Here is a 25219-nt window from a genome sequence, read left to right as displayed (position 1 = left end):
TTGATGTGATGCATATCGATGCATCATAATTCCGGCATGCGTTATCGTGATGTCCAACCATGCGGTGACAGGCCGGCATTCTATGGATGGACGATCCATGGTCGCGATAACATTGAAGGAGGAACGGTCATGCTACAAGAAACGATCGGTATTCTGTTCGATTCACGCATGTACCGGGGGATACCTGCTGGAAGGACGGGTCAGGAATCACTCGCGAATGTTGAACAGGCAGCGGCCTGTTATGGATTAACCCCTTGTTTTTTGCGGCTGGAAGACGTGGATTCGGACACCAAAACCTGTATGGCTTATGTAAAAAAAGAGGGCATATACGTTCGTCAAAGAATGCCATTGCCTTCCGTTATTCATAACCGGGCCCTCCAGCTTCGCCGTTCGGAGCAGCATCAGGTGACCAAACTGCTATTGCAGGGCATACAGGTATACAATGTGCGCAATCGCTACCGCAAAGACCACATTCACGAGATGCTTTATCAGGACCCCGGTCTCAGACAACATCTCCCCCGTGCGGTCAAAGCTACACCTGATTCTTTGGCATATATGATGGAACAATATGATGATCTGGTGATCAAGCCATGCAGCGGAAGCATCGGTCACGGCATTATGCGGGTATTCCAAAAGGACGGTCAATGGAAACTGACATGTGAGACAAGGACTTCACGCAAGGGATGGGCTACCTTTCGACTGAATAAGGGAGAACTGCCATCAGCCACCCTGCGCCGTATTTTCCGGCATGCTTATCTCATTGAAGAGCGCATACCTCTGGTTCGTTATGAAGGAAGACCTGTAGATCTGCGGGTATCCGTGCAACGTGGAATTGACGGTTTGTGGGGGATCACCGGGATATTCGCCAAAGTGGCTCCAGCGCATACATTTGTCACCAATATCGCCCAAGGCAGCAGAGTCATGACGCTGGCCGAAGCCCTTGAGTTGCACGCAACCGACTGGCATGCACTTGAACTGGAGGCCAGAATCCGGTCTGTCGGGCTCCGCATCGCACGGACGCTGGCTTCAAGCCTGCCTCATCTTGCGGACCTCGGACTTGATCTGGGGATCACAGAGAAGGGCCAGATTTATTTTATCGAATGCAACGGAAGGGATCAGCGCTACGGTTTCCACAAGGCCGGCATGACGGAGACTTGGAAAGCCAGCTATCGGCAACCGATGGCTTACGGACGTCTGCTGCTGGAGCAGAATTCGCGCATACCAAGGCAGCCCCAGACGTATGATCGTGGCCTATATTGATTTCGCGGGCATTCTGTGTCAATATTATGCAGAACGGCCGGTCCTGCCGGCCTTGAAGTTCGCACTAACCCTAAGGGGGATATTCATGGCAAAAACGCTGTTGCGGTTAATGACCGAGCTTTCTTCTCGCAAATGGATCTCCCGGACTGTGGGAGCCTTCTCCAAGAGCCGGGGAAGCAAGGCATTTATCCCTTATTTTGTCCGGACCTACGACATCCCTGTTCAGGAAGCTGAGAAAGACTGGAAGGAATATCGTTCGTTGAATGATTTCTTTACCCGTAAACTTAAACCGGGCATGCGCCCGCTTGAACTTTCAGAACATGCACTGATCAGTCCGGTCGATGCCAAAATTACGGCAGCCGGTCCTGTATCTGCTGGAACACTCCTGAATGTTAAGGGACAAAATTATACACTTGCTGAATTATTAAACCACTCACCACATTTGGAGAAGTACAAGCACGGTTATGCCTTTGTCCTGTATCTCAGCCCACGCGATTATCACCGCATTCACGCGCCTGTAAGCGGTCGCCGAATTGAGAGTGAACATATTAAGGGCAAGGTTTATCCCGTAAATGATTTTGGTCTGACCCATATGAAATCGGTGCTGAGTCGGAACGAACGACTCATTACGTATATTGCTCATGATTTTGGAGAAGTTGCTGTCGTGAAAGTAGGCGCAATGAATGTGAGCAGCATACAGTACGCGGGTGCGGATGTAAGTTCCTGGACGCAAGGCGATGATCTCGCATATTTTGAATTCGGTTCCACCGTCGTACTGTTAACGCAAAGCGGCACATTCGAACCGAAAACAGGCTTGCAGCCTGGTGACTCCGTCAAAATGGGAGAATTGCTCGGTCGGTTAAAACCCATCCAATGAGCAATACACAGATGATTCCTGAATAACAGGAGTCATCTTTTTTTAATTTCTGATCTCAAGAAACAGATTACACAGAACTTTGGCCTATATAAAAAAATAAATATAAAAAGGTACTCACAGCCGGAACACCTTTTTAGGGTAAAGTGTCCAGGCTATGAGTACCTTTTGCTGATCAGAGAATCCGATTATCCGCTTCAGAGCGATGTAGAAGTCAGGATGTTTTCCGTTCCCATTCCATGTATACATGCAATACGAAGCTACGCTTCGTCATATTGGTTTTCTAACGATTCCTTAAAACCATACGTCCTGCATTTCCTCTGCCGGTTTGGAGCGGCGCAGGCGGTTCCGGAAAATATTAAAGCCCTTGATAGAGCATCCCCGGTTGCGGACCCGACGTTTTCCGTTCATCACAAGTTCCCCCTTTCGATCGTCTGGAATGCTACATACTTACCCCTGCTTCCCAGAATTGAAACGTTGCCATATTCTACCGGCCTGAGAGGCCCTATCGAATCTCGGACGGACTTTTGCCGGTGTACTGCTTGAACTGACGACTGAAGAAAAAGATATCGCGGTACCCGAGGGCATCTGCCACTTCGGTCACATTCATGCCGGTGTGCACCAGAAGATGTTCGGCCCGCTCAATGCGCATACGAATGATATAGGATTGCACGGACGAACCAATCAATTCCTTGAACTTGATTGAGAAGTACCGCGGCGATAGTCCAGCTCTGGCAGCAAGGTCTTCCACGCGATGGGTTATCCCCGGATGCTGGCGTACATAGTTAGCAACCTCCTGGATGACATCAGACAACTGGTTGCTTACCTTCTTCTCCACAGGAGCTTCTGTATCTGCACGCAGCAAATGAATCATCAACTGTTTCAGAATGAGCCGGCTCTCTTCATCCCGCCCATATACATCGGATAGGAACAGTCGTACATACCGAGCCAGCAAATGCTCGAATTCCACCGTTTCCAGTACCTCACGATAGGACTGGGGAACATCATGAACAGGTATATCTACATCAAAATGAATATACGTAAGTACCAACGGTTTTTGCTTATTATGTGTTGCAGTAGGATGATCGCCTGGCCTGAACAGAAAACAACTACCCTTGCCAACTTCATACGACCGGTCATTCAGCACAACGGTCCCTTCACCACTCCATACATAAAATAAGTCATAGTTTTGCATCGGTTTTTCCCGCTTCTGCCACTTCCATCCCGGTTCGCAGACAATTTTGGCGACGGCGGGCAAAATAACAAAAGATGACGGCGATGCCTGCAGCATGTCGCCACTCCCCCTTGAAAGTTAATCTCTTTTGCATACTGCATCAACAATGATGCGATATGTGTTTATATATGATTTCTGCTCCTGCTGGAGCGATACGCCTTATTCCATTATACAGCGGAATTCACCGAAACGAAAATGTGCACTTCTCCCATGCTAAACGCATTCGCCGTATCCCCTCCTGAATCTCCTCTTTCTCCAGATGTGCAAAGCCAAAACACGCAGCCGGAGGGCTTGGAGTCAGCCAATAACGGACCGCATCGCGGAATATGACACCTTCCTTCTGAGCCAGTGCCTTGAACTGAATGTAACTGTCGATATCCCCTTTCCACGCAGCATAAATATGCAATCCAGCATCCCCAGGCTGCATGAGGAAGGGTTCCGGTAATTCCCGCTTCATCTCATTGACAAAATAAGCATGCCGTTCCCCGTAGAGACGGGTTAACCGTCTTAGATGGCGCAAATACCCTCCTCGCGCCATAAACTTCGCAAGTGCACGCTGCTCCAGAAGCGCTGGAGGTACGGGTTCGTACAGTGCTTTTGCAGCGATCAGTGGCTGCACCAGACTGGGTGGCAGAACCGCGTAACCAAGCCGGAAGGATGCAACCATCGTTTGTGAGAACGATCCGACATAGATAACCCGTTGTTCACGATCGAGTACTTTGAGCGGTTCAATCGGTCTACCACCCCAGCGAAATTCACTGTCATAATCATCTTCAATAATGACGGCATTTCGCTCAGAGGCCCATTCAAGTATGGCTCTCCGTCTGTCCAGACCAAGGACAGCCCCTGTAGGAAACTGGCGGGTTGGTGTCACAAATAACGTCTTTGCTTCCCAGGACTGCGGAATAATCCCCCCGGTATCTACTTCCGCTGGAATAATCTTTCCTCCGCAGGACTTAACGGCATGAGCAATTCCCTGATATCCCGGGTTTTCCAATACAACAGCGGCCCCCTCTGGGATAAGCAATTGTGCTATCAAAGTGATGCCCTGCATGGAACCACTAAACAGTACGATCTGTGATGCCTCAGCCTGAATGCCCCGTGTCCACCTCAGATGTGATGCGATGGCCTCACGTAGTTCAAGGTCTCCAGCAGCACCACTTCGTTCATGCGATCCGCTCCGATGAACGGCGGCCAGCGCACTTTTCCATTCCGCTTGCGGGAAATGCTCGGCAGGCATACGCTGTACATGGAAGTTGATGACCCGTTGCTCCCGGTCAAGGGCTGACGGTTTTCCCTTTTCATTCTGAATATTCAGCGTACTCACCCGCTCTCCCCATGGAGAAAGTTGAATCATTGCCTCCTGCTCTGCATGGTCTTGTGCTGTTATGGTGTCCGAAACAAAAGTCCCTCTTCCCCTATGCGCTCGCACGTAACCATCAGCCAGCAGCATGTCATATACCTGTGCCACGGAGCCGCGTGACATTTCATATTGACGTGCCAGCTCCCGGGTGGAAGGCAGTCTTGTGCCTCCAACCAGCGTCCCTGCATGAATGGCGTCACGCAAAGCATGGTACAATGCCTCGTATTTGTAGCGGTGTTGAACCACGTATGAATCCATAGGCAGCCACAATTCCATCGTGCACCTCTTTTTCCAAATAAATTGGTCTATTAAAGTGAATGTAAATTGGATCTTTTTATATGTCAATGCAGGTTTTATTGTTATGGCTAAGGTACAGCGATCTAATCCATATGCCATTCAAGGGGGAACACCGATGAGAAGAAAAGAATTTAATGTAGATGAAGAACAGGAAATGATAACATTTCTGGACCAATGCTCCTTTGGTTTTCTGGGAACGGTCAGTGCGGACGGGCAGCCACGGGTGACACCGTTAAACTTCGTATATATGGACGGTTGTTTTTATTTCCATGGCAGTATTGCCGGTGAGAAAATGAAACAGATCAAGCAGGATTCCTCCGTCAGTTTTACCGTGGCAGAAGAGTTTTCCCTGATTCCATCTTATTTCAGTGATCCCGAATTAGCTTGTCCGGCAACTTCTTTTTTCAAAAGTGTAATGGCATTCGGACAGGCAGAGCCGGTTCAGGATCTGCACGTTAAGGGCAAGGTTCTTCAACGCTTTATGGAGAAACTCCAGCCGCAGGGCGGATATGTCCCCATTGATGCAGCTGATCCCCGCTACAAAGGTAATCTCAAAGCCGTTGCTGTGGTTCGCATTGTTCCTGAACGGATCAGTGCCAAGTTCAAATTTGGACAGAACCTCTCTGCTGAACGCTTTGACCATATTAGCGGCGAACTGGAACAGCGTAACGAAGGACGAGATGCAGAAACTGCCGAAATGATGCGGAAATATTGTCCTTTTCATCAGACATAACATCCATTTTTCATCGTATAATCAAACGGGAGAAGTAACATTAACCTAACTCAAAAACACCTGCAACAACGCGGTGAAGTGATAAAACTGTCATTATGCGTAATTTCCGTGACGGGGGCAAGGCAAGGTGTTATAATGTTAGGCAGTTGAATCCCAAAGACTTGGAAGGATGAAAAGAATGAATCCACTGGCTGAACAGTTGAACGAAAGTATTCAGGCAGGCAGCAGTCACGTCTACTCCATGCTGTCGCAGCTCGGCAAAGAAATCTATTTTCCAAAAGAAGGTATCTTGAGTCAGTCTGCTGAAGCAGCAAGTCTGGCCAAAACCTACAATGCTACGATTGGTATTGCTCTGGAGGACGGTGTGCCGATGCACTTAGCTGTTATTCAGGATAAGCTGTCCGCATACCAACCGAAGGATTTGTACCCTTACGCTCCGCCTGCAGGGAAGCCTGAGCTGCGGACCGTATGGAGAGACAAGATGCTGAAGGAAACACCTTCCCTTGAAGGTAAAACGTTTGGTAACCCCATTGTGACTAACGCATTAACTCATGGACTGAGTATCGTAGCTGACCTGTTCGCCGAAGAAGGGGACGCTGTTATATATCCAGATAAAAACTGGGAAAATTATGAGCTGACCTTCGGCATTCGTCGTCATGGCGAGTTAATTCATTATCCTCTGTTTGATGATCAATTGAACTTCAACAGTGCAGGCCTGCTCGAAGCGTTGCTTGCGCAGAAGGACAAAGGCAAGGCGATCGTGCTGCTGAACTTCCCGAACAACCCTACAGGTTATACGCCTGGAGCCGAAGAAGCAGATGCCATCGTGGATACGATTCGGCAAGCGGCTGAGGCTGGTGTGAATGTCGTTGCTGTGACAGATGATGCCTACTTTGGTCTCTTCTTCGAAGATTCCATTCACGAATCCCTGTTTGGCAAGCTGGCGAACCTTCACCCACGTGTGCTGACTGTCAAAGTTGACGGTGCCACGAAGGAAGAATTCGTCTGGGGCTTCCGCGTTGGATTCATCACGTATGCCCATGAAGATGCTGCGGTTCTTCATGCTCTGGAGCAAAAAACACTCGGTATTATCCGGGCAACCATCTCCAGTGGCCCGCATCCTTCCCAAACGTTTGTACTGGATGCGCTAAAAGCACCTGAGTTCGAAGCACAGAAGCTGGAGAAGTTTGAAATCATGAAAGGCCGCGCCAACAAAGTAAAAGCCATTCTCGATAGCGGTAAATACGGTGAGGTATGGGATTACTATCCGTTCAACTCCGGTTACTTCATGTGCCTGAAGCTGAAGGATGTGGGCGCAGAGCAACTTCGGACCCATTTGCTACAGCAATACGGTGTCGGTACCATTGCACTGGGTGAGGCCGATCTGCGAATTGCCTTCTCCTGTATTGAAGAATCCGGACTGGAAGATCTGTTCGATACGATCTATCGTGGGGTTTTGGATCTACAGACAACTTAATTTATATGCAGTAATGCTTATCCAAATAAATAATTCAGGAAGCGAACCTGTGTCCGCTTCCTGACAAAATATGAACCCCCTCTGTATCCTGGCGAATGCCTCTCGATACGAAGGGGGTTTTGTGTTCCACCCTGAAAACGTATAGCTGTCTTGAACGGGGCAAATGCCCAAAACGATGATTTTCAAGCTGTACCGGGCAACGGCCCAATCAGCCTATCCCCAAGGCACATAATATACGATGTACGCAAGGGCGTGCCCAACACCACTTGAAAGGGGAATGAACATGTCTGAAGTTGTTGAAGAAACAAGAGGCGGTTATGGATGCGGCGGTTACGGTTACGGAGGATTCACAAATACAGGTGCCATTCTCGTTCTGTTTATTTTGCTCGTAATTATCACAAAATCGTTCCTCTGTTAGTCCATACGTCCTCAACAAGAGTCGGAACAAGGTAAGCAGACTGTAGCACAAAGAAGGGTATTCCGGGATACAGCTTGGAATACCCTTCTTTTGTTATGTTATGCAAGAGTCCAGTCGGCGTCGCCAATGATCGTTAACTGGTCAGACGCTCGACCATTCATTCATCCTCTTCTTCCTTCAACCACTTGTTGCCCTGAGAACGTCGCATCAAGTAGATGACCAGCACACCAAGAACCAATGCTGCTACGGTCATGCTAAGTCCACTCCATCCCCCAGCCAGCATCGGCAGCCACATAAGCAAGGCAGCCAGTGTATGCAGATTCGAGATGAACCCCAGCACCTGGGAACGACGACTCTCTCCCGAGATGGGATAAATCATAATCCAGAACGATTCACTATGACTGCGACGCAGTGCACCCAGTTGCACACCCACAAGCATCAGGAAGAACAGGTATACACCAATCCCGAAATAACTGCCTGCCGTCCACCAGGACAGCAGCATGCCCAGTACAATCAAGCGTACAACGATAGAGAATACTTCCGTTCGGATGAACGTTTTGGTAATCAGATAGCGATAGGCTTTCCCTGCATTCCACGGGAGGCCACTCCCCCATTTGCTGAGCCAGCGGCGAGAACTTACTTTTTGGCCTGATGAAGGCACATCTACAAACCATCCCAGCGTACGCATCACTCGTCCAGCCTGGCCCTGCTCCACCTGAATGAGACGGTCCCATGAAACCCGATGTTTCAGAGGGATACGCAGAGCAACGATATAAACGACAGCCAGCAGCAGCAGGAACCAGATGCTTCGCTGTGGAGGCTGCCACAACCAGGCGGCAACCGCCAGTACAGCCAATGCCCATCGGAGCAAACGATATCCTCTGGCAGCACCGATTTGCACCATGCGCAGCTCTTGCCAAGCCCCATAGCTGGACAGCCCTTTCCACAACAGCAGAAGCAGGATAAACCAGCCAAATGGCCTTGCATCCTGATCTGCACGAACATAGAGCGGCCACAGCGTAACAAAGACGAGCAGCATGCCCAAGGTTTTATAGATGATGCCACGAGCGAAGCTGTTTTTCAGATATTCGTGCATCCGATATTCCTGCGGGCGTAAAAACACGATGTCTGCCTGATGCAGATATGTACGATAACTGCTAAACAGCACCAGTGGTGCCAACAGCAGCAACGTAATCCAGCGAATTGGGAATCCCGCAGGAATATGCTGTACAAACGATGTATACCAGGCGGAGAACGCAATGACGAGAAATAAAAACACCATGGCTACGCCGCTCTGAATGACATAACCCAGATAAGGAAGAATTCCATTCCAGAATCCCGTGCGTCTTTGCTTCCATAGCTGCTTGAGATCCATGCTTAATCCCTGCCTTGTACAAGGGAATAGAACATATGCTCCAACGTGGCATTCGATTCCCCGAATTGAGTACGCAGCTCATTCAGCGTCCCTTGAGCAATGACCTGTCCTCGGTGCAGGACAATAAAACGGTCACAGTAATTTTCAATGGTGGACAGAATATGCGAACTCAATAAAATGGATGATCCCGAAGCCTTCATTTCAAGCATAAAATCAAGCAAAGAGCGAATTCCGAGTGGGTCAAGTCCCAGGAAAGGCTCATCAATGATATAAAGTGGCGGACCTGCCACAAAGGCACACATGATCATGACCTTTTGCCGCATACCTTTGGACAGGTGGGTCGACAGACTTGTACTTTTCTCATTCATGCGAAACAAGTCTAGCAGTTTCTCCGTACGCTTTTTGAAATCAGCCTCAGAAACACCATAGGCTCTGGCCGTAAACTCCAGATGCTCCATGACGGTCATCTCGTCGTACAGCTCCGGAGATTCCGGTACAAAGGCCATGGCGGATTGATATACCTGTGGGTCTTCGTCACGCTTCTTGCCCATAACCCGCACTTCTCCCTGCTGAGGGGTCATCAATCCTAAAATATGCTTCATCGTAGTACTTTTGCCAGCACCGTTTAATCCGATCAGTCCGACCATCTCTCCGCGTCCAACTTCCAGATCGATGCCGTGGAGGACCGGCCGCTTGGCACTGTATCCTCCGCTTAGCCCGTTGATTTTCAATACGGGTGGTTGAACGTTATCCATCTATCCCTGCACCTCTTTCGTCAGGTTTTATTCTTCAGAGCGCGGCTCTTTACCTTTGCTCCATTTGGGAGCGCCCTTGTTCTTACGATCCTGGTCCCGTTCTGTTCTGCCAGTATTGCCAGCTGGCTTGCCGCCCGCCGGACGTTGATTCGAAGCAGCCGTTCTGGCGCCGCCATTGCGGCTGGCCTGACCAGGTTTACGATCCCGGGATTGTCCTGGTTTTCTGGAGAAAGAATGCCCTTCAGGCCGCGTATCCGGACGCGGATCAGCCTCCAGCACTTTACCCCCGAACAATACACGTTCCGGCAATTCGATTCCAAGTTCTCGCGCAAACTTGCGCATAATGAAAATTTGCGTTTCGTCGACGATCGACAACACGATACCACTGCGACCCATACGACCTGTTCTTCCTGCACGGTGAACATAATGTTCCGAATCAAATGCAGGATCATAGTTAATGACCATCGGCAAACCTTCAATATCCAGTCCTCTGGCTGCAACCTCGCTCGCGATCAGCAGCTGCAGTTTCCCGTTACGGAAAGCAGATAGCACGTTGCTGCGGGTCACTTTGTCAGCATCTCCATACAGCGCAGCTGCGGAGAAGCCCAGATGATTCATTTTCGCTTCAACCTCGCCAATATCCTCGGTAGCATTCACAAAAACGATGGCGCGATCCGGGTTATACTGTCTAACCAGACGGCGCAGCATATCAATTTTGTTGCGGTTTTCTTCTACAAAATAAAAATGCTCAAGTCCCGCCGCAGTTGCCCGGTCCGGTTCAATTCCGATCTGTACCGGCTCTTTCATCTCCCGCTTCGCAAGTCCTGCGGTATGTTCATCAATCGTTGCTGAGAGGAAAATGAGCTGACGGTCGCGCAGGGCACTGCGCAATACAAAGTCCACGTCACTTACCCCGCCGAGCTGGAATACCTGGTCTGCCTCGTCAATAACGATCGTGGAGACGTTGTGCATTTTCAGCTTTTTCAGCGTGATCAATTCCTTCAGTCGTCCTGGCGTTCCTACAACCAGTTCCGGATGCTCACGCAGCTTCTCGATCTGACGTTTTACTGCAGCGCCGCCAATTAGCCCCAGAACGCCAATTTTGCGTTCTTCCCCATAGCGCTGTGCCTCGCGGACAATCTGCATCGCCAGCTCTTGTGTAGGCGCAATGATGAGCTTCTGTGTCCCTTTTACATCACTTTTGATGGATTGCAGCAGTGGCAGCAAATAGGCGAGCGTCTTGCCTGTTCCCGTCTGCGATTTCGAAACCACATCGCGACCTTCCAAAATAACCGGGATCGTCTGCGCCTGTACCGGTGAAGGTTCGTTGATGCCGTGTCTAGCGAGTACAGCCTCAAGATCCTGTTCTACGCCAATTGAAGCAAATGTTTGATTCGTCATGTATGTCCATCCTTTAAATTTATTCATTTCGATGCTCTAGCCCTGCTTGTACTAATAAAACCGAAGCCTGTCATCACATTACCTTTCATTATATGCGAAAAAAGCCTCTGGACCAAATCTTATTCATGAAACATGTTTTTGCACACAAAAAAAAGAAAAGCCCCTCGGCGGAGCCCTTCTTTTATCCGATATATGATGCTCATTGTTGCATCTTACTTCTGATTCATTACACCGTGCGATAGTCTGTCAGCAAGACGCGGAAATAGCTGATACAGCCACACTCCAGCCGAAGCCAGTCTGGGCAGATTTACTTCTTCCTTGCGCTTCTTCATCGCCCGGATCATATGCCCCGCAACCTCTTCCGGCTTCAGCATCATCCAGCGTACATTATTCACATAGTTACCGGATGGATCCGCCCGTTGAAAGAACGGTGTATCGATGGGTCCGGGATTAATGGTCGTTAACGTGACTCCAGTCTTGCGAAGTTCCTGGCGCAGGGCATTGCTGAAACCTAGTACGGCATGTTTGGTTGCCGTATATGAGGCGGATTTTGCAGTTCCGATCTTGCCAGCCATGGAAGCTACATTCACGATTTGTCCTCTGCCTCGTTGTAACATCTGTGGCAGCACTGCCTTGGTACATCGAACAATGCCCATGTAATTAACGTCCATCATCTCATCGAATTCCTGCACAGACATATCCGTCATCGCTGCAAATTTCCCGTAACCAGCGTTATTCAGCAAAATATCGATTCGTCCGTATTTCTGCAACATCGCATCCACGGCTGTCTGAACTTGCTCAGTATTCGTTACATCTAACGTGAGTAGTTCATGTTGCCCTTTCAGCGAAGCACCAATCTCTTCCAGCTTGTCCCGCGAGCGGGCAGCCAGAATCGGGATGGCTCCTTCTTCTATCAGCATCTGTGCACAGAGCGCACCAATTCCGCTCGACGCACCTGTGATAAAAACAACCTGGTCTTTCAGCATACCCAATGTCCTCCCGTATTGAACACATATTGCCCCTAGAGGCGCATGGTTCTATTCTACGAGATCATCACTTGAATATCCATCTCACCGATTCCGTCCATCAGCAAAGGAATGCTCAATGCCTTCGTTGCACTAAAAGAACTCACGTATTCAGAATTCATCACTTGTGGAGGTGTAATATCAACAACGACACCCTGATTGGACAGGATGGTACTTGCATTGCCGCTAATCATATTGCCAAGTTCAGAAATAGCACTTTTACTCATTTCGTCCATTTCTGTAATGACAAAACCGCCCATCATGGCAGAAACGATTTTCAATGCTACCGACTCTTGTATTCCAAACACGATGTTTCCGCTCAGTTGTCCAGTCATTCCGATCACGATCCAGACATGGTCTGCAATGTACTCCACATTTTTCACGCCAAGACTCCCGGTGGAAGGCGAAACCTGGATGAGCTGTTCGAATACGTTCCGTGCGGATTCCAGGAAAGGATTAATCACTTCCGCTTTCACTGTCTATTGTCCCCCTTACACTGGGTTATTGGTCACACACCAAAAGTCCCATATTCAATAAATTTATTATACTTTATCACGTACAAGAATTCACCAAGAATTCGGCAAGGCATGTGTACTATAATTTATCGTCATCCGCGGGGCAAATGTTTATAGCTGATTCTAGCGAAAAAACGAGGCTTTTCGCATCTGTTGCAAGAACAATTGCCTTGAAGAGGCATGCCAAAAGGCATTTAGGACTTTTTTACTGTTTCTTAAAATATTTAAAATTTAATTTCTTGAAATAAAATTAATTTCTCGTTCTAATGGACCTCCCCAAATCCATGATGTTCCCTTCATTGCCCTGCTGTCCTGAATCACCTATAATTTAAGGAACGGAACAATGACCAGTTACGGGATTCCACCTATGGATAGACAGAAGACATTTTACGTGCAAGGAGGCCATACATGAATATCAGTCAACTGGAGACGCTGATTACCATCTCGAAAACGATGAGTTTCCGCAAAGCCGGAGAACTTCTAAATCTGACCCAGCCTGCCGTCTCGGCTCAGATCAAGAGCCTGGAGGATGAATTCAGAACCGTTCTTGTTGATCGGAACCAGCCGGTCACTCTCACCGATCGTGGACAGGTGTTTCTTCAACATGCCGAACGTATGCTGGACATCGTGGGTGAGCTGAAACAGAAGCTGATGGATCTCGATGAGACCCCTCAGGGACATATCAGACTCGGTACAACCACGTCCATTGCCATTCAGATTTTGCCACGGGTCTTATCCTACTTTCAGGATCAATTCCCACTCATTAAGACCAGTATTCAATCCCTGCCTTCCTCACAGATCTATACCCAGGTCGAGAATGGTATGGTCGATATCGGTATCGGTTATCTTACGGAGCGTAATCCTAACCTGAATACGTCCGTGCTGTATTATGATACTTTCGAACTTGTGGTATCCCCATTCCATCCACTGGCGAAGCAAAAGCATGCAGCAGTGGATGTTCTGCGCAGCACACCTCTGATATTGCTATCTCCGGATACGGTGGGGCGCCGCTTTACGGAAGGCATTTTCAAGAAACATAATATTGAGCCCAATATCGTCATGGAGTTGTCGAGCAGCGAGGAAGTGAAACGGATGGTTGAAATTAATCTCGGGGCAGCCGTGATATCGAAACAATCCGTTGCCCATGAGTTGCGGCAAGGCACACTGCGCATGATTCCACTGAGTGAACTGGAAGTCAGTCACCCTGTCGGAGTCATCTACAAATCAAGTCGTTATGTGAATTCGGCCATGCAGCAATTCCTGAGCGATCTCAAAGGCATGCCGGAGACCCAGTTCATCAGTTCAGAATGATAAATGAGCCATGAGAAAGGAAGGATTTCCATATGAAATTTGATCTTCATACCCATCATTTTCGTTGTGGTCATGCAGACGGCAATATTCGCGACTATATTGAGGCAGGTATTCAGTCTGGACTTCAGGTCATCGGTATCTCGGATCATACACCATACTTTGGCAGTGACGAGGAGCAGGCATTTCCCCGGATCGCGATGGGCAAGTCTGAATTGCGTCATTACGTGGAAGAAGTACTGGCTCTGAAGGAAGAGTACGCGGGCAAAATTGATGTGCTGCTTGGCATTGAATCCGACTATTTCCCTGTCCATGCCGAATTGTATCGCAGTACGCTGGGGCAATATCCTTTTGACTATATTATTGGTTCAGTTCATCATACGGAAGATGTCAGCATATTCAACAAAACCCGCTGGAATGGATTAAGCGACGCACGTAAGGTTGAAGTGAAAGAGAGTTACTATGCATTGATTCGGCAATCAGCCCGAAGCGGCATGTTCCAGATTCTCGGACATATTGATGCCATGAAAGGAAATTATCCACCTTTCTCGGACATTATCGCGGATCAAGCCATCGATGAAACGCTGCAGGTCATTGCAGAATCGAACGTGGCTATTGAAATTAATACGTCGGGTAAAACCAAGCTCAGTGGTGGCTGGTACCCGTCCGATGCCATTCTGGAGCGTGCGCATCATTACGGAGTGAAGGTGACCTTCGGATCGGATGCCCACAAACCGCAGCGTGTTGCTGATGAACTGGATGACGTTCGTACACGTCTGCAAGAGATTGGGTTTACGGAATGGGTATACTTCAAGCAGAAACAAATGCAAGTTGTACCGTTTTAAACATAGAGCACCACAATAGCCCTCACGGCGAAAAAAAACGCTGTGGGGGTTTTTCTTTGTATCCTAATATAAAAAAATGTTATATACGTTCAACTAAATATTTACACGATAACGGAAAGTAGTTCCTTCATCGGAGTGTCGGTGTAGAAATTCCATAGTTAAACTTATATAGACAAAAAAAATGAACCCGCCAAGTGCGGGTCCCAACAGCATTATCTATTATCAAAAAGGGGGTCATGAGATAAGTTTACCCGCTGTCTGTTAGAGTTCAATTGCAGCTATATTTCATTTGTGTAACAAATAATTGAAGTTCGTTTCAAACCTCTGCTGTTTCATTCAATTCTATGTTACTCGTGCTTGTCGGATACCAACGTTTGCAGGCGATTTTCCCAATGAGAACGGACATGCTGTTCACGATAGAGACTATACACCTTAACATCCAGCAGAGTATCCGGCGTCTCACCATCCTCATGATTCAAAACAAATGAGGGCAGGGTTCGTTCATAAATCATACCGCTTTTACAGAGAACCCGTTCGGATGATACATTTGCCTCGTAACAGCGGGCTTCCACTTTGCACAAATTAAGCTCGCCAAAACCGAATTCCAGCAAACGCTGCACTGCCTCAGTCGCGACTCCCTTACCCCAGCAGGACCTGTTCAAAATATATCCGATCTGTGCGGTACCGTTCTGTTCGTTCCAATGCTGGAATGAAGTGATGCCGATGATCTGTTCGCTGCCTTTCCAGCAGATGCCGTAGTGAAGTGAATCCAGCTTGGCACTGCTGCTGCGAATCTGATTCAATAATCGCCGAGCCCGGATTGGTGTGGGCTGACTCCCCCTGTTTACATAACGGATCACCTGCGGGTCAGAAAACAGCTCCGACAACGTGCTGTAATCACTCTGACGTAATGATCGAAGAATAAGGCGCTTTGTCCGTAAAGCAGGCAATCCTTGGGCCAGCATTTTTCGGGTCAGCATGACAATCGCTCCTTTTGCCTAACGGGTTCTAGTCCGGTAAGACAAGCATGCTCTGAGGTTGATCCGGCGCAAATAACATACATGGATAAACAATGAAACATCACTATGCTCCACAATACTCCGCTCAGTAGCCGGAACATTAGTATGCCAATTCATTACAGCAGTTTATTCCTGACCTAACTAATCCGTTTGCAGCCCGCGATAAACGCCTGTACGAAGCTCTCGGATATAGAAATCAAGCGAAGGCACCTGAGCCTGCTGGGCAGTCTTTACTTCCTGCTCAATATCATAAGGAACCCTTACAAATTGGAGGTTAAACGGATTGTTCCGATCATTGCTGTCCTCTCCTTCAAGGATACAGTAAGAAGCCTGGGTATAATCAAGCGGGTTCCCCACGCTGCCTGCATTGAACAACATTTTCCCATTGATAAATTGCAAGTATGCGTTATGCACATCCCCATATCCCACGACATCCGCCACACCAAACTCAGACTCATCTGCCGGAGGATCGAACATCGCTAACCTTTTCTCGATCTTATCCCACGGCTGTACACGGTGATATACACTTTGGGGAGAGGCATGCACCAGACGGATCGTACGACCACTCAGCTCTAACTGGTGGCTAAACGGCAAGCTCTCCAAATATGTCAATCGCTCCTTACCCAGCCGCTTCGCTTGCCAAGTAAAATTCTCGTTGTCCTGATTAACCGCAACCAACTCATCCCAGTTGCCCCGGATAACTTGCTCACATGTCTCTCTCACCAGATCAACAACCTGTACCGGATCAGGCCCCTTGCCAACGAGGTCGCCAAGACAAAAGATTCGCTTCAAGCCGCGACTCCGAATATCTTTTAATACCGCTTCCCAAGCAGTCATATTGCCATGAATATCGGATACAATCGCAATTCGTTCCATCTGGCTAACCTCCCTTTATGCTCTATATTCTTTATGTTGTTAACCCTTTAGTTCAAAAACCGTCAATTCCGGCCTGCACAAAAAGCGAATCGGCAGTTGGGTCATGCCAAAGCCACGGTTCACATAGACTGGCATATGCTTATCCCCTGCGTAATATAACCCTTGAATATACTTGAGTGAACCTCTCGGTGTAGTCAGTGCCCCAATCCAGGGAAAACGCACCTGCCCGCCATGACTGTGTCCAGAGAGCTGTAGTCCGAAACCGTAAGGTGCTGCAATGTCTGCATAATCGGGCTCATGCATAAGCAGCAGTTTCCAGACCTCACTACTCAACCCCTTGATTGCTACAACAGGATCAGGTCTGCCCGTAAGCGCGTCATCCAGACCTACTATCGCAATACGTGAATCCCCTCGTTCAATCAGAACATGGCTGTTTCGGAGCAACGTGAACCCGGCCTCCTTAAACATCAGCTCAACTTCGTGCTGCTGCTGGCCTCGATAATCATGGTTCCCCAATACGGCATATTTGCCATACTTCGCTTGCATTGATGCCAGTGCAGGAATACATTCACGCATCGGTTCTGCTTCCCGTTCAACCATATCTCCGGTAAAACAAATCAGATCAGGCTGCTGTTCCCTTATCGTTTCAGCCAGCTTCTCCATTTGTTTCTGCCCCGTATGGAATCCAAGATGAGCATCACTGAACTGAATCACACGCAGTCCCTCAAATGCTTTTGGAAACTTGGGCAGTTTCAACTCAACGTGCTTGATCTCCAGATGACGAGGCTCCCATAACCAGGCATATCCTCCTGTGAGTATACTGGCACTCGCCGTCATGAAGATCATGCGCAGCAAAAAACTGCGCCGGGAGGGATCATGATCCTTTTCCTCTCCGGGAAAAATGGAGTCCTGCGAATCAGATCCATTCTGTGAGCGCCGGGGCGGCGAGATCTTGCTGCCCTCACGCGGTGTTTCTCCCATGCGTCCCCCTCCTTCTTCCGCTCCAAATCCATCCCCTTAGTATACCATATTCTGCATGACTAGCCCGGTTCCTTTGCGAGTACAGAAAAAGAAGCCGGGATCTTAGGCTATATGTGCCAAGGATCACGACTTCTTCTAATGGTGCAGATCCGAAGTTCTGCATTTGATATGACTAGATTACACACCCAACCAGCGTTTGAACATATGTTTGGTTGTTTGTTTGTTCATTTCGGCAATGGAGGTAGTCAACGGAATACCTTTTGGACAAGAGCGTACGCAGTTCTGCGAGTTACCACAGCCCTCAATACCTCCGTCTTCCATAAGTGCTTCCAAGCGGTCTTCAGCGTTCATCTCCCCTGTTGGATGAGCATTGAACAGACGTACTTGAGAAAGAGCTGCCGGACCGATAAAGTCTGTTTTTTCATTGACGTTCGGGCATGCTTCGAGGCATACACCACATGTCATACATTTGGACAGCTCGTAAGCCCACTGACGTTTCTTCTCAGGCATCCGCGGACCTGGACCGAGATCATAGGTACCATCAATCGGAATCCACGCTTTAACCCGTTTCAGGGCGTTAAACATCCGGGTACGGTCGATGACGAGGTCACGAACCACCGGGAAGGTTTTCATCGGTTCGATGCGAACTGGCTGTTCGAGCTTGTCGATCAGGGCTGCACACGCTTGACGCGGCTTGCCGTTGATGACCATGGAGCATGCTCCACAGACTTCTTCGAGACAGTTCGATTCCCAGCAAACCGGGGCAATGGACTTGCCTTCCGTATTAACCGGGTTCCGCTGGATCTCCATCAGGGCGCTAATAACGTTCATGCCGGGACGGTACGGAAGCTCAAACTCTTCGTTGTACGAAGATGACTCCGGGTTGTCCTGACGGGTGATGATAAACTTGACGGTTTTTTTTGCTGTAGCTGTGTCCGTCATATCGTTGTCCCCTCCTTTGGTGACGATGATTGATTGCTATCGTTACAAGACCACAATGTTCACACATGGTCACTCCGCTGGCAGAAGATCCTTCCGATCGCTGTTATCCCCAGATTTCTTTGATCCACCTTATAAGGTTGGAAATCCGGGGATAAAGGCGAACGCTTCGCTTCTTCAGTATTCTTCTGCCTTCTCCGTTCAGGTGTTAACTTTTAGATCATATAAATATAAAATAAAATCCTCTTGATGTTATGCAGCAGGGCGGGCGCTTCTTCAGGACATTTCCGCTTCCTCCGCTACGTCGCGCACGCAGGGTCACTTTGCTGGAAACTGCACTCCATTCATTCTGGTTTGCAGTAACGTTGAGAAGCTCCGCGTACGCTTTGCCTCTATGTGTCTACTGCTTATCCGTTAAGATGCTAAGTCTTTAACTTTATGAATGGACCAAAATTCACTTTACTTAATCCTTCGAGTAGTCGCGGATCCGTGGTGGGATCAGGGAAACGTCTACAGGCTCGTACGAAATTTTTGGACCTTCCTTCGACCAGCTTGCGATCGTTGTTTTCAGGAATTCCTCGTCATTACGTTCGGTGAAGTCCGGTTTGTAATGCGCTCCACGGCTTTCGTTACGCAGCAATGCGCCCAACGTCATCGCTTCTGCCAGTTCAAGCATGTTCCACAACTGACGGGTAAATGCCGCACCCGGGTTGTTCCAACCGGAAGTGTCGTACATGTTGATTTTGCCGTAACGCTCTTTCAATTCTTTGATTTTGCCGATGGTCGCTTCCAGTTTATCGTTGTAACGTACCACCGTCATGTTCGCCGTCATCCACTCGCCAAGCTCTTTGTGAATGACATAGGCATTTTCATTGCCCTGCATATTCAGGATGCCCTCGTATTTATCGGTTTGGCGCTTGGTATAACCATCGAATACGGAAGAACTGATATCTGCGGACGATTTTTTGAGTCCTTTGATATATTCAACCGCTTTCGGCCCAGCTACCATACCACCGTAGATTGCCGATACCAGGGAATTTGCACCCAGACGGTTTGCACCATGGTATTGGTATTCACATTCACCAGCTGCGAACAATCCTGGAATGTTGGTCATTTGGTTATAATCTACCCACATGCCGCCCATGGAATAATGGACTGCCGGGAAGATTTTCATCGGGATTTTACGTGGGTCATCACCCATGAACTTCTCGTAAATCTCAATGATTCCGCCGAGCTTCACATCCAGCTCCTTCGGATCTTTGTGTGACAGGTCAAGGTAGACCATGTTCTCGCCGTTCACGCCGAGGCCCATATCCACACAAACGCTGAAAATTTCACGCGTCGCGATATCACGCGGAACAAGGTTACCGTATGACGGATATTTTTCTTCGAGGAAGTACCAAGGCTTACCGTCTTTGTACGTCCAGATCCGTCCACCTTCACCACGAGCCGATTCGGACATCAGACGCAACTTGTCATCGCCTGGAATGGCTGTCGGGTGAATCTGAATGAACTCACCGTTTGCGTAATTAACACCTTGCTGATACACCGCACTTGCGGCAGTACCTGTATTGATAACCGAGTTGGTTGTTTTACCGAAAATAATGCCAGGGCCGCCGCTCGCCAGAATAACCGCTTCTGCCGGGAACGTCTGTACCTTCATCGTTTTCAGATCCTGTGCTACAATCCCGCGGCAGATGCCTTCGTCATCAATAACCGCCTGCAGGAACTCCCAGTTCTCATACTTGGTCACGAGACCGGCCGCTTCCCAGCGACGCACCTGCTCATCCAATGCGTAGAGCAATTGTTGTCCTGTCGTTGCACCGGCAAACGCTGTACGGTGATGCTTCGTTCCGCCGAAACGACGGAAATCAAGCAAACCTTCCGGTGTCCGGTTAAACATTACGCCCATCCGGTCCATCAGGTGAATGATGCCTGGTGCCGCTTCACACATCGCTTTGACTGGAGGCTGATTCGCCAAAAAGTCACCGCCGTATACTGTATCGTCAAAGTGTACCCATGGGGAGTCGCCCTCACCCTTGGTATTTACCGCACCGTTGATTCCGCCTTGGGCACATACGGAGTGGGATCTTTTTACAGGAACCAGTGAAAATAAATGAACATGGACTCCGGCTTCAGCCGATTTGATCGCCGCCATCAATCCCGCGAGACCTCCGCCCACAATAATTACATTAGATGATGCCATTGTTGTTCACTCCCTTATAAGTCAGCATTTGAAGTCCAAATGCTTAAATCAGAACTGTTTTAACTGCGTCAATCATCGAAGTGGCTACCTGGAAATCCATGCTCCGGAAAGCAAGCAGCGATACAATAAACATGATGGCTACGATGGCAAACAAGCTCATGCAGATGTAGGAAGATACACGCTGTGCACGCGGACCAACCGTAATCCCCCAGCTAACCAGGAACGACCACAGGCCGTTGGCAAAGTGATAGGATGCCGCAACCACACTGATCAGATATAAAATAAACGTTACCGGGTTCATCACGATGCCATGTATGACACCGCCAAGCTCTTCGTGTGTGACATTCCCCAGCGCAACTTGGAAACGAGTCTCCCAAATATGCCAGATGACGAACACAAACGTAATGACACCGCTCACGCGCTGCAACGTATAGCGCCAGTTGCGCTCATTGCCAAAACGTCCCACGTTAGGCTTGGCCTGATAGGCAATGTACAAACCATATACACCGTGATAGAACAGCGGCAACCAGATGAGAAGCGTTTCAAGAACAATCACGAGCGGCAGGCCATTCAGAAATGCAACTGCATCGTTAAAGCCTTCTTTGCCGCCTTCAACTGCCGAGAAGTTCGTCACCATATGCTCAATGAAAAACAGACTGAGCGGAATGACGCCAAGCAAGGAGTGCAGCTTTCTGGAGTAAAACCCTTTCATAAAATGTCGATCCCCTTTCGCTAAATACAACGTTTTCATAAATAAAATTCGCTTATCATGACACAAACCTTTCCCAAGGAAAGGTTCGACAAATTGTTCCGTTTTCTTCAGGTGTGAACAACTTGTGTCACGATTCATGTTACTCCTTTTTTTCTTATAAGGGAATTGCAATATAATTATTAAATGTTATAACCTATAGGTATAAGTTATAAACATCGGTCGTGCAGGCCATACAACATGGAGAAATATTTGACAAGGAGATGCCTCACGCAAAGTACGTTCATACGTTCATTAGAAAAGAGGTTAGTGCTCATGTTCGAGGAATTAAACGCTTTTGCGGCGGTTGTAGAGCAGTCCAGTCTGAACCGTGCATCGAAATTGCTGAATCTGTCACAACCCGCGCTGTCTCGCAAAATCTCCAAATTGGAGGATGAGCTCGGCGTAGCGCTCTTTCATCGCCGTGGTAAACGACTCGAATTAACCAGCGTAGGCCAGTTCGCCTACACTTTCGCGGTAGAGCAGAAACAGCAGCAACAGAAATTTCTGACCATGCTGGCCCAGTACAAGGACGAAGAACAAAGCTCCATTACGCTTGGAGCCAGTCTGACAACGCTTCAAACCACATTACCACCGCTGGTTAATGCATTTATGGAGAAACACCCGAACGCGGAGATCAAGCTGGTGACGGGGAAAACGCATGAAATCGTCTCATTTGTCCGGGATAAAAAAGCCGATGTGGGCATCGTTGCCTCTTCTATAAGTGAAGCCGGGCTGAACTGTGTGCCGCTCTTTGATGATCATCTGGAGCTGGTCGTGCCTTTAACGCATCCCCTATCGGGTAAAGAAGCTGGAATGGAACATTTGCAAGATCTGCCGATGATTACGTTCTCCAAAGGAACGTGGTATCGCAAATTAACCGACGACCTGTTCCAACGCTGCGCCGTGATGCCGGATATTCGCATGGAGATCGATTCCTTTGAAGCGATTGTCCGTCTTCTGCCTACCTGCAAAGCCGCAGCCCTGTTGCCCAAGTCGTATCTCCGCCCTCAATTGCTTGCGGATAATGATCTCGTCTCGGTATATCTGCCGCAACTGCAACAGACCCGACGCACAACCTGCATGATCTATGGGGAAAAGGAAGACCTCAGCCAAACCTCCAGACAGTGGGTCAGAGAAACGGCTGCGCTCTTTACAGCAAAGGCGCCGCTGCCCTCACGGAGGACTACGACGCCTTAGCATTCATATCAATCAGCCGAGCTCAACACTCTGCTTTCATTTAATAGACTCAGCTCTAGCTCTCTTGGCTGATCACTTCTTCCTCAAAACGGTCAATGTCATCATTCATGCCGATAATCACCATGATATCACCCATCTGAAGCGAGTCCAGTGCAGTCGGGGCAATAATGACCCCGGCTTCCTTTTGCAACGCTACAATGCTGCAGCCAAAGCGTACCCGTGCATTCAGAGTGGATAGCGTTTTATTATGCAGACAAGCTGGAACCTTCATCTCCACAATACTGTAATCATCGGACAATTCGATATAATCCAGCAGATTCGGGGTAACAAGCTGATGGGCAACCCGGATTCCCATGTCACGTTCAGGATAGACCACACGATCGATCCCCAGCTTGTCCAGTGCCCGTCCGTGAAGAACCGAAATGGCTTTTGCCACAACAGTTTTTACACCGAGTTCCTTCAGTAAAATAGCAGTGAGAATACTGGTCTGGATATCCGCTCCAATGGCAACGACACAGCAGTCAAAATTGCGGATGCCCAGAGAGCGCAGCACTTCCTCATCAGTGGAATCCGCGACGACGGCATGGGTGACCAATTCACTCATGTCTTCGACGACTTCTTCATTTTTATCGATCCCCAGCACTTCATACCCGAGCTCCATTAATTCCTGTGCCAGACTGGAGCCAAAGCGCCCAAGCCCAATTACCGCAAACTGCTGTGTTTTCATTGTTCTTCACGAACCCCTTATCCAATAATCATTTTGCCTTCCGGATACCTGTATAATTCTTTACCCTTTTTCTGTCCGAGTGCATACGCGAGCGTAATTGGTCCAAGACGTCCCGCAAACATGGTGAAACAGATCAAAAGCTTGCCGATCGTGGTCAGCTTCAGTGTAAGCCCCATAGATAAACCAACGGTACCGAAGGCGGATGTCGTCTCAAATAATATCATCAAAAAACTGCTGTCTTCCGTCGTACTAAGCACCATCGTAACTGCAATGATGAGCAACAGGGCAAGCAGTGTAATCGTCAGTGCTTTGAAAATGCGTTCTTGTAGGAGCCGATATCTGAAAAAGACGATATCTTCCCGTCCCCGCATCATGGCATAGACAGCTCCGGCCATAATCATAAACGTGGTTGTTTTAATGCCGCCTCCGGTAGAACCGGGGGAAGCACCAATAAACATCAATATAATAATGAAAAATTGCGTTGCCTGCCTCAGGCCAGCAATGTCTACCGTATTCGCCCCTGCTGTTCGCGGGGTTATCGACTGGAAGAACGAACCAAGAATTTTGCCACCCCAGTTCAGACCACCCAATGTCCGGGGATTGCTGAATTCAAACACAAAGATCACCAGTGCTCCAAATACGATCAACAAACCGGTTGTCAACAGCACCACTTTGGAATGCAGCGACAGCTTCTTCGTCCTCCGATACTCCACCAGATCGGACAGAACGACAAAACCTATACCGCCTGAAATAATCAGGAACATGGCTGTAAAATTCACGAGCGGATCATACACATACCCGGTTAAGCTGCGGAATTCTCCGAACATGTCAAACCCGGCATTGTTGAACATCGAGATCGCATGCCAATATCCATAATAGATGGCCTGCCCCATTGGCATATCGAACGACCAGCGAATGGCGAACAACGTGCCACATATGCCTTCGAGTATGAGCGAGTAGATCACAACCTTGCGAATAAGGCGGACGATCCCCTCCATCGTACTCTGGTTCATCGCTTCCTGCAAAATCAACCGCTCACGCAGAGAGATCCGCCGTTTGAATGCAATCGCCACCAGTGTCGACATCGTCATAAAGCCAAGGCCGCCAATTTGAATCAGGATTGCAATTATAATCTGACCCAACGTCGAAAAATGAGTACCTGTATCCACCACAACCAGCCCCGTTACACAGACTGCAGAAGTTGCAGTGAAGAGTGCGTCAATAAAAGGAAGGCTGACCCCACTTCGACTGGATGTCGGGAGCATCAACAGAAGTGTCCCGAGCAATATAATACCCGCGAACCCTAGGACCAGAATTCGGGGTGGCGATAGACGCATCCATTGAACATTCATTTTCACTTGAGTATCATCCACCTCTGCCAAAAAGAAAATGACTCCACGACGTGGAGCCTTTCTCCGAAGCGCTTTTCCATATGACTTGACGGAAAAGCCAAGCACTTGGAAAGCCACATTTCGGAGTGTAAACATGTATGATTTTCGCTGTAACACATATACATCAGGTTGGAATACATTTTATTCTTTCTATTGGTTCCCTTGTTAGCCTAAAGACATGCGGAATATTGGACATTTGATTCAAAATTATAAGCGCTGCAACGTTTGTATACAAAACGATTTTTGTGTAAA

Annotated in this window: 23 protein-coding genes; 8 read left to right on the top strand and 15 right to left on the bottom strand. The window is 48.5% G+C overall.

Going from position 1 to position 25219, the window contains the following annotated elements:
• The first annotated feature begins 129 nt into the window (after positions 1-129).
• Together BMW94_RS22750 and asd are read left to right on the top strand one after the other, a co-directional pair.
• Complete coding sequence (locus BMW94_RS22750) at positions 130-1260, top strand: YheC/YheD family endospore coat-associated protein (RefSeq protein ID WP_091001220.1); 1131 nt, start codon at positions 130-132, stop codon at positions 1258-1260.
• An 85-nt stretch (positions 1261-1345) separates the two neighbouring features.
• Positions 1346-2137 (top strand): archaetidylserine decarboxylase, encoded by a 792-nt coding sequence (gene asd, locus BMW94_RS22745; RefSeq protein WP_091001157.1) that lies wholly within the window; start codon positions 1346-1348, stop codon positions 2135-2137.
• Between the two features lie 502 nt (positions 2138-2639).
• On the opposite strand, the gene BMW94_RS22740 is transcribed toward asd, so the two are convergent.
• Entirely contained in the window at positions 2640-3425 is a 786-nt protein-coding gene (locus BMW94_RS22740) for a helix-turn-helix domain-containing protein (RefSeq protein WP_091001156.1), read from the bottom strand.
• A 124-nt stretch (positions 3426-3549) separates the two neighbouring features.
• Positions 3550-5007 (bottom strand): MocR-like pyridoxine biosynthesis transcription factor PdxR, encoded by a 1458-nt coding sequence (locus BMW94_RS22735; RefSeq protein WP_091001155.1) that lies wholly within the window; start codon positions 5005-5007, stop codon positions 3550-3552.
• Between the two features lie 136 nt (positions 5008-5143).
• Here BMW94_RS22735 and BMW94_RS22730 point away from each other — a divergent pair, with 136 nt between their 5' ends.
• The 3 genes from BMW94_RS22730 to BMW94_RS30765 all read left to right on the top strand — a co-directional run bounded on the left by BMW94_RS22730 (position 5144) and on the right by BMW94_RS30765 (position 7656).
• Positions 5144-5761 carry a pyridoxamine 5'-phosphate oxidase family protein gene (locus tag BMW94_RS22730; RefSeq protein WP_091001154.1) on the top strand — a complete coding sequence of 206 codons (618 nt, stop codon included), beginning with the start codon at positions 5144-5146 and terminating at the stop codon, positions 5759-5761.
• Between the two features lie 178 nt (positions 5762-5939).
• On the top strand, positions 5940-7238 hold the full coding sequence (locus BMW94_RS22725; RefSeq protein WP_091001153.1) for an aminotransferase class I/II-fold pyridoxal phosphate-dependent enzyme: 1299 nt from the start codon (positions 5940-5942) through the stop codon (positions 7236-7238).
• Positions 7239-7521: 283 nt separating this feature from the next.
• Positions 7522-7656 carry a YjcZ family sporulation protein gene (locus tag BMW94_RS30765; RefSeq protein ID WP_217648198.1) on the top strand — a complete coding sequence of 45 codons (135 nt, stop codon included), beginning with the start codon at positions 7522-7524 and terminating at the stop codon, positions 7654-7656.
• A 157-nt stretch (positions 7657-7813) separates the two neighbouring features.
• Here BMW94_RS30765 and BMW94_RS22720 read toward each other — a convergent pair whose 3' ends face one another.
• From BMW94_RS22720 to BMW94_RS22700, 5 genes are all read right to left on the bottom strand, one after another.
• On the bottom strand, positions 7814-9031 hold the full coding sequence (locus BMW94_RS22720) for an ABC transporter permease (protein ID WP_091001152.1): 1218 nt from the start codon (positions 9029-9031) through the stop codon (positions 7814-7816).
• Positions 9032-9033: 2 nt separating this feature from the next.
• Positions 9034-9786, bottom strand: coding sequence for an ABC transporter ATP-binding protein (locus BMW94_RS22715; protein ID WP_076290881.1), 753 nt, complete (start codon positions 9784-9786; stop codon positions 9034-9036).
• A gap of 27 nt (positions 9787-9813) precedes the next feature.
• On the bottom strand, positions 9814-11187 hold the full coding sequence (locus tag BMW94_RS22710) for a DEAD/DEAH box helicase (RefSeq protein WP_072735468.1): 1374 nt from the start codon (positions 11185-11187) through the stop codon (positions 9814-9816).
• 212 nt (positions 11188-11399) lie between these two features.
• The gene (locus BMW94_RS22705; RefSeq protein ID WP_091001151.1) at positions 11400-12179 is read right to left on the bottom strand and encodes an SDR family NAD(P)-dependent oxidoreductase; all 780 of its coding nucleotides are present in this window, start codon (positions 12177-12179) and stop codon (positions 11400-11402) included.
• A 50-nt stretch (positions 12180-12229) separates the two neighbouring features.
• Positions 12230-12688, bottom strand: coding sequence for a chemotaxis protein CheX (locus BMW94_RS22700; RefSeq protein ID WP_063566082.1), 459 nt, complete (start codon positions 12686-12688; stop codon positions 12230-12232).
• Between the two features lie 447 nt (positions 12689-13135).
• On the opposite strand from BMW94_RS22700, the gene BMW94_RS22695 reads away from it, so the two are divergent.
• Entirely contained in the window at positions 13136-14038 is a 903-nt protein-coding gene (locus tag BMW94_RS22695; protein WP_063566083.1) for a LysR family transcriptional regulator, read from the top strand.
• Between the two features lie 32 nt (positions 14039-14070).
• The gene (locus BMW94_RS22690) at positions 14071-14880 is read left to right on the top strand and encodes a histidinol-phosphatase (protein ID WP_091001150.1); all 810 of its coding nucleotides are present in this window, start codon (positions 14071-14073) and stop codon (positions 14878-14880) included.
• 347 nt (positions 14881-15227) lie between these two features.
• Here the strand turns inward: BMW94_RS22690 and BMW94_RS22685 are convergent, their stop codons facing one another.
• The 6 genes from BMW94_RS22685 to BMW94_RS22660 all read right to left on the bottom strand — a co-directional run bounded on the left by BMW94_RS22685 (position 15228) and on the right by BMW94_RS22660 (position 21613).
• Positions 15228-15860 (bottom strand): GNAT family N-acetyltransferase, encoded by a 633-nt coding sequence (locus BMW94_RS22685; protein ID WP_091001149.1) that lies wholly within the window; start codon positions 15858-15860, stop codon positions 15228-15230.
• A 180-nt stretch (positions 15861-16040) separates the two neighbouring features.
• A complete protein-coding gene (locus BMW94_RS22680) occupies positions 16041-16775 on the bottom strand; it encodes a metallophosphoesterase family protein (RefSeq protein WP_091001148.1) in 735 nt (244 codons plus the stop codon).
• Positions 16776-16814: 39 nt separating this feature from the next.
• Entirely contained in the window at positions 16815-17756 is a 942-nt protein-coding gene (locus tag BMW94_RS22675; protein WP_091001147.1) for a metallophosphoesterase, read from the bottom strand.
• Positions 17757-17933: 177 nt separating this feature from the next.
• On the bottom strand, positions 17934-18698 hold the full coding sequence (gene sdhB, locus BMW94_RS22670) for a succinate dehydrogenase iron-sulfur subunit (RefSeq protein ID WP_063566087.1): 765 nt from the start codon (positions 18696-18698) through the stop codon (positions 17934-17936).
• 460 nt (positions 18699-19158) lie between these two features.
• Complete coding sequence (sdhA, locus tag BMW94_RS22665; RefSeq protein ID WP_091001146.1) at positions 19159-20901, bottom strand: succinate dehydrogenase flavoprotein subunit; 1743 nt, start codon at positions 20899-20901, stop codon at positions 19159-19161.
• Between the two features lie 43 nt (positions 20902-20944).
• Positions 20945-21613 (bottom strand): succinate dehydrogenase cytochrome b558 subunit, encoded by a 669-nt coding sequence (locus BMW94_RS22660; RefSeq protein WP_063566173.1) that lies wholly within the window; start codon positions 21611-21613, stop codon positions 20945-20947.
• Between the two features lie 312 nt (positions 21614-21925).
• Between BMW94_RS22660 and BMW94_RS22655 the strand changes: the two genes are divergently transcribed.
• On the top strand, positions 21926-22849 hold the full coding sequence (locus BMW94_RS22655) for a LysR family transcriptional regulator (protein ID WP_063566089.1): 924 nt from the start codon (positions 21926-21928) through the stop codon (positions 22847-22849).
• 55 nt (positions 22850-22904) lie between these two features.
• Here the strand turns inward: BMW94_RS22655 and BMW94_RS22650 are convergent, their stop codons facing one another.
• Positions 22905-23576 carry a potassium channel family protein gene (locus tag BMW94_RS22650; protein WP_063566090.1) on the bottom strand — a complete coding sequence of 224 codons (672 nt, stop codon included), beginning with the start codon at positions 23574-23576 and terminating at the stop codon, positions 22905-22907.
• A gap of 17 nt (positions 23577-23593) precedes the next feature.
• Complete coding sequence (locus tag BMW94_RS22645; RefSeq protein ID WP_091001219.1) at positions 23594-24934, bottom strand: TrkH family potassium uptake protein; 1341 nt, start codon at positions 24932-24934, stop codon at positions 23594-23596.
• Positions 24935-25219 lie beyond the last annotated feature (285 nt).

This window comes from Paenibacillus sp. OK003 (assembly GCF_900109515.1).
Classification (GTDB): Bacteria; Bacillota; Bacilli; order Paenibacillales; family Paenibacillaceae; genus Paenibacillus; species Paenibacillus marchantiae.
The sequence above is the reverse complement of the archived record's forward strand: the minus strand, read 5'-3'. Positions and strand labels throughout refer to the sequence as shown.

Bases quoted from the DNA above. Each gene is read 5' to 3' on its own strand.
- BMW94_RS22685 (WP_091001149.1), bottom strand. From the start codon at position 15,860: ATGCTGACCCGAAAAATGCTGGCCCAAGGATTGCCTGCTTTACGGACA.
- BMW94_RS22725 (WP_091001153.1), top strand. From the start codon at position 5,940: ATGAATCCACTGGCTGAACAGTTGAACGAAAGTATTCAGGCAGGCAGC.
- BMW94_RS22655 (WP_063566089.1), top strand. From the start codon at position 21,926: ATGTTCGAGGAATTAAACGCTTTTGCGGCGGTTGTAGAGCAGTCCAGT.
- BMW94_RS22750 (WP_091001220.1), top strand. From the start codon at position 130: ATGCTACAAGAAACGATCGGTATTCTGTTCGATTCACGCATGTACCGG.
- sdhB (WP_063566087.1), bottom strand. From the start codon at position 18,698: ATGACGGACACAGCTACAGCAAAAAAAACCGTCAAGTTTATCATCACC.
- BMW94_RS22710 (WP_072735468.1), bottom strand. From the start codon at position 11,187: ATGACGAATCAAACATTTGCTTCAATTGGCGTAGAACAGGATCTTGAG.
- BMW94_RS30765 (WP_217648198.1), top strand. From the start codon at position 7,522: ATGTCTGAAGTTGTTGAAGAAACAAGAGGCGGTTATGGATGCGGCGGT.
- BMW94_RS22715 (WP_076290881.1), bottom strand. From the start codon at position 9,786: ATGGATAACGTTCAACCACCCGTATTGAAAATCAACGGGCTAAGCGGA.
- BMW94_RS22695 (WP_063566083.1), top strand. From the start codon at position 13,136: ATGAATATCAGTCAACTGGAGACGCTGATTACCATCTCGAAAACGATG.
- BMW94_RS22720 (WP_091001152.1), bottom strand. From the start codon at position 9,031: ATGGATCTCAAGCAGCTATGGAAGCAAAGACGCACGGGATTCTGGAAT.
- BMW94_RS22650 (WP_063566090.1), bottom strand. From the start codon at position 23,576: ATGAAAACACAGCAGTTTGCGGTAATTGGGCTTGGGCGCTTTGGCTCC.
- BMW94_RS22740 (WP_091001156.1), bottom strand. From the start codon at position 3,425: ATGCTGCAGGCATCGCCGTCATCTTTTGTTATTTTGCCCGCCGTCGCC.
- BMW94_RS22690 (WP_091001150.1), top strand. From the start codon at position 14,071: ATGAAATTTGATCTTCATACCCATCATTTTCGTTGTGGTCATGCAGAC.
- sdhA (WP_091001146.1), bottom strand. From the start codon at position 20,901: ATGGCATCATCTAATGTAATTATTGTGGGCGGAGGTCTCGCGGGATTG.
- asd (WP_091001157.1), top strand. From the start codon at position 1,346: ATGGCAAAAACGCTGTTGCGGTTAATGACCGAGCTTTCTTCTCGCAAA.
- BMW94_RS22730 (WP_091001154.1), top strand. From the start codon at position 5,144: ATGAGAAGAAAAGAATTTAATGTAGATGAAGAACAGGAAATGATAACA.
- BMW94_RS22675 (WP_091001147.1), bottom strand. From the start codon at position 17,756: ATGGGAGAAACACCGCGTGAGGGCAGCAAGATCTCGCCGCCCCGGCGC.
- BMW94_RS22735 (WP_091001155.1), bottom strand. From the start codon at position 5,007: ATGGAATTGTGGCTGCCTATGGATTCATACGTGGTTCAACACCGCTAC.
- BMW94_RS22660 (WP_063566173.1), bottom strand. From the start codon at position 21,613: ATGAAAGGGTTTTACTCCAGAAAGCTGCACTCCTTGCTTGGCGTCATT.
- BMW94_RS22680 (WP_091001148.1), bottom strand. From the start codon at position 16,775: ATGGAACGAATTGCGATTGTATCCGATATTCATGGCAATATGACTGCT.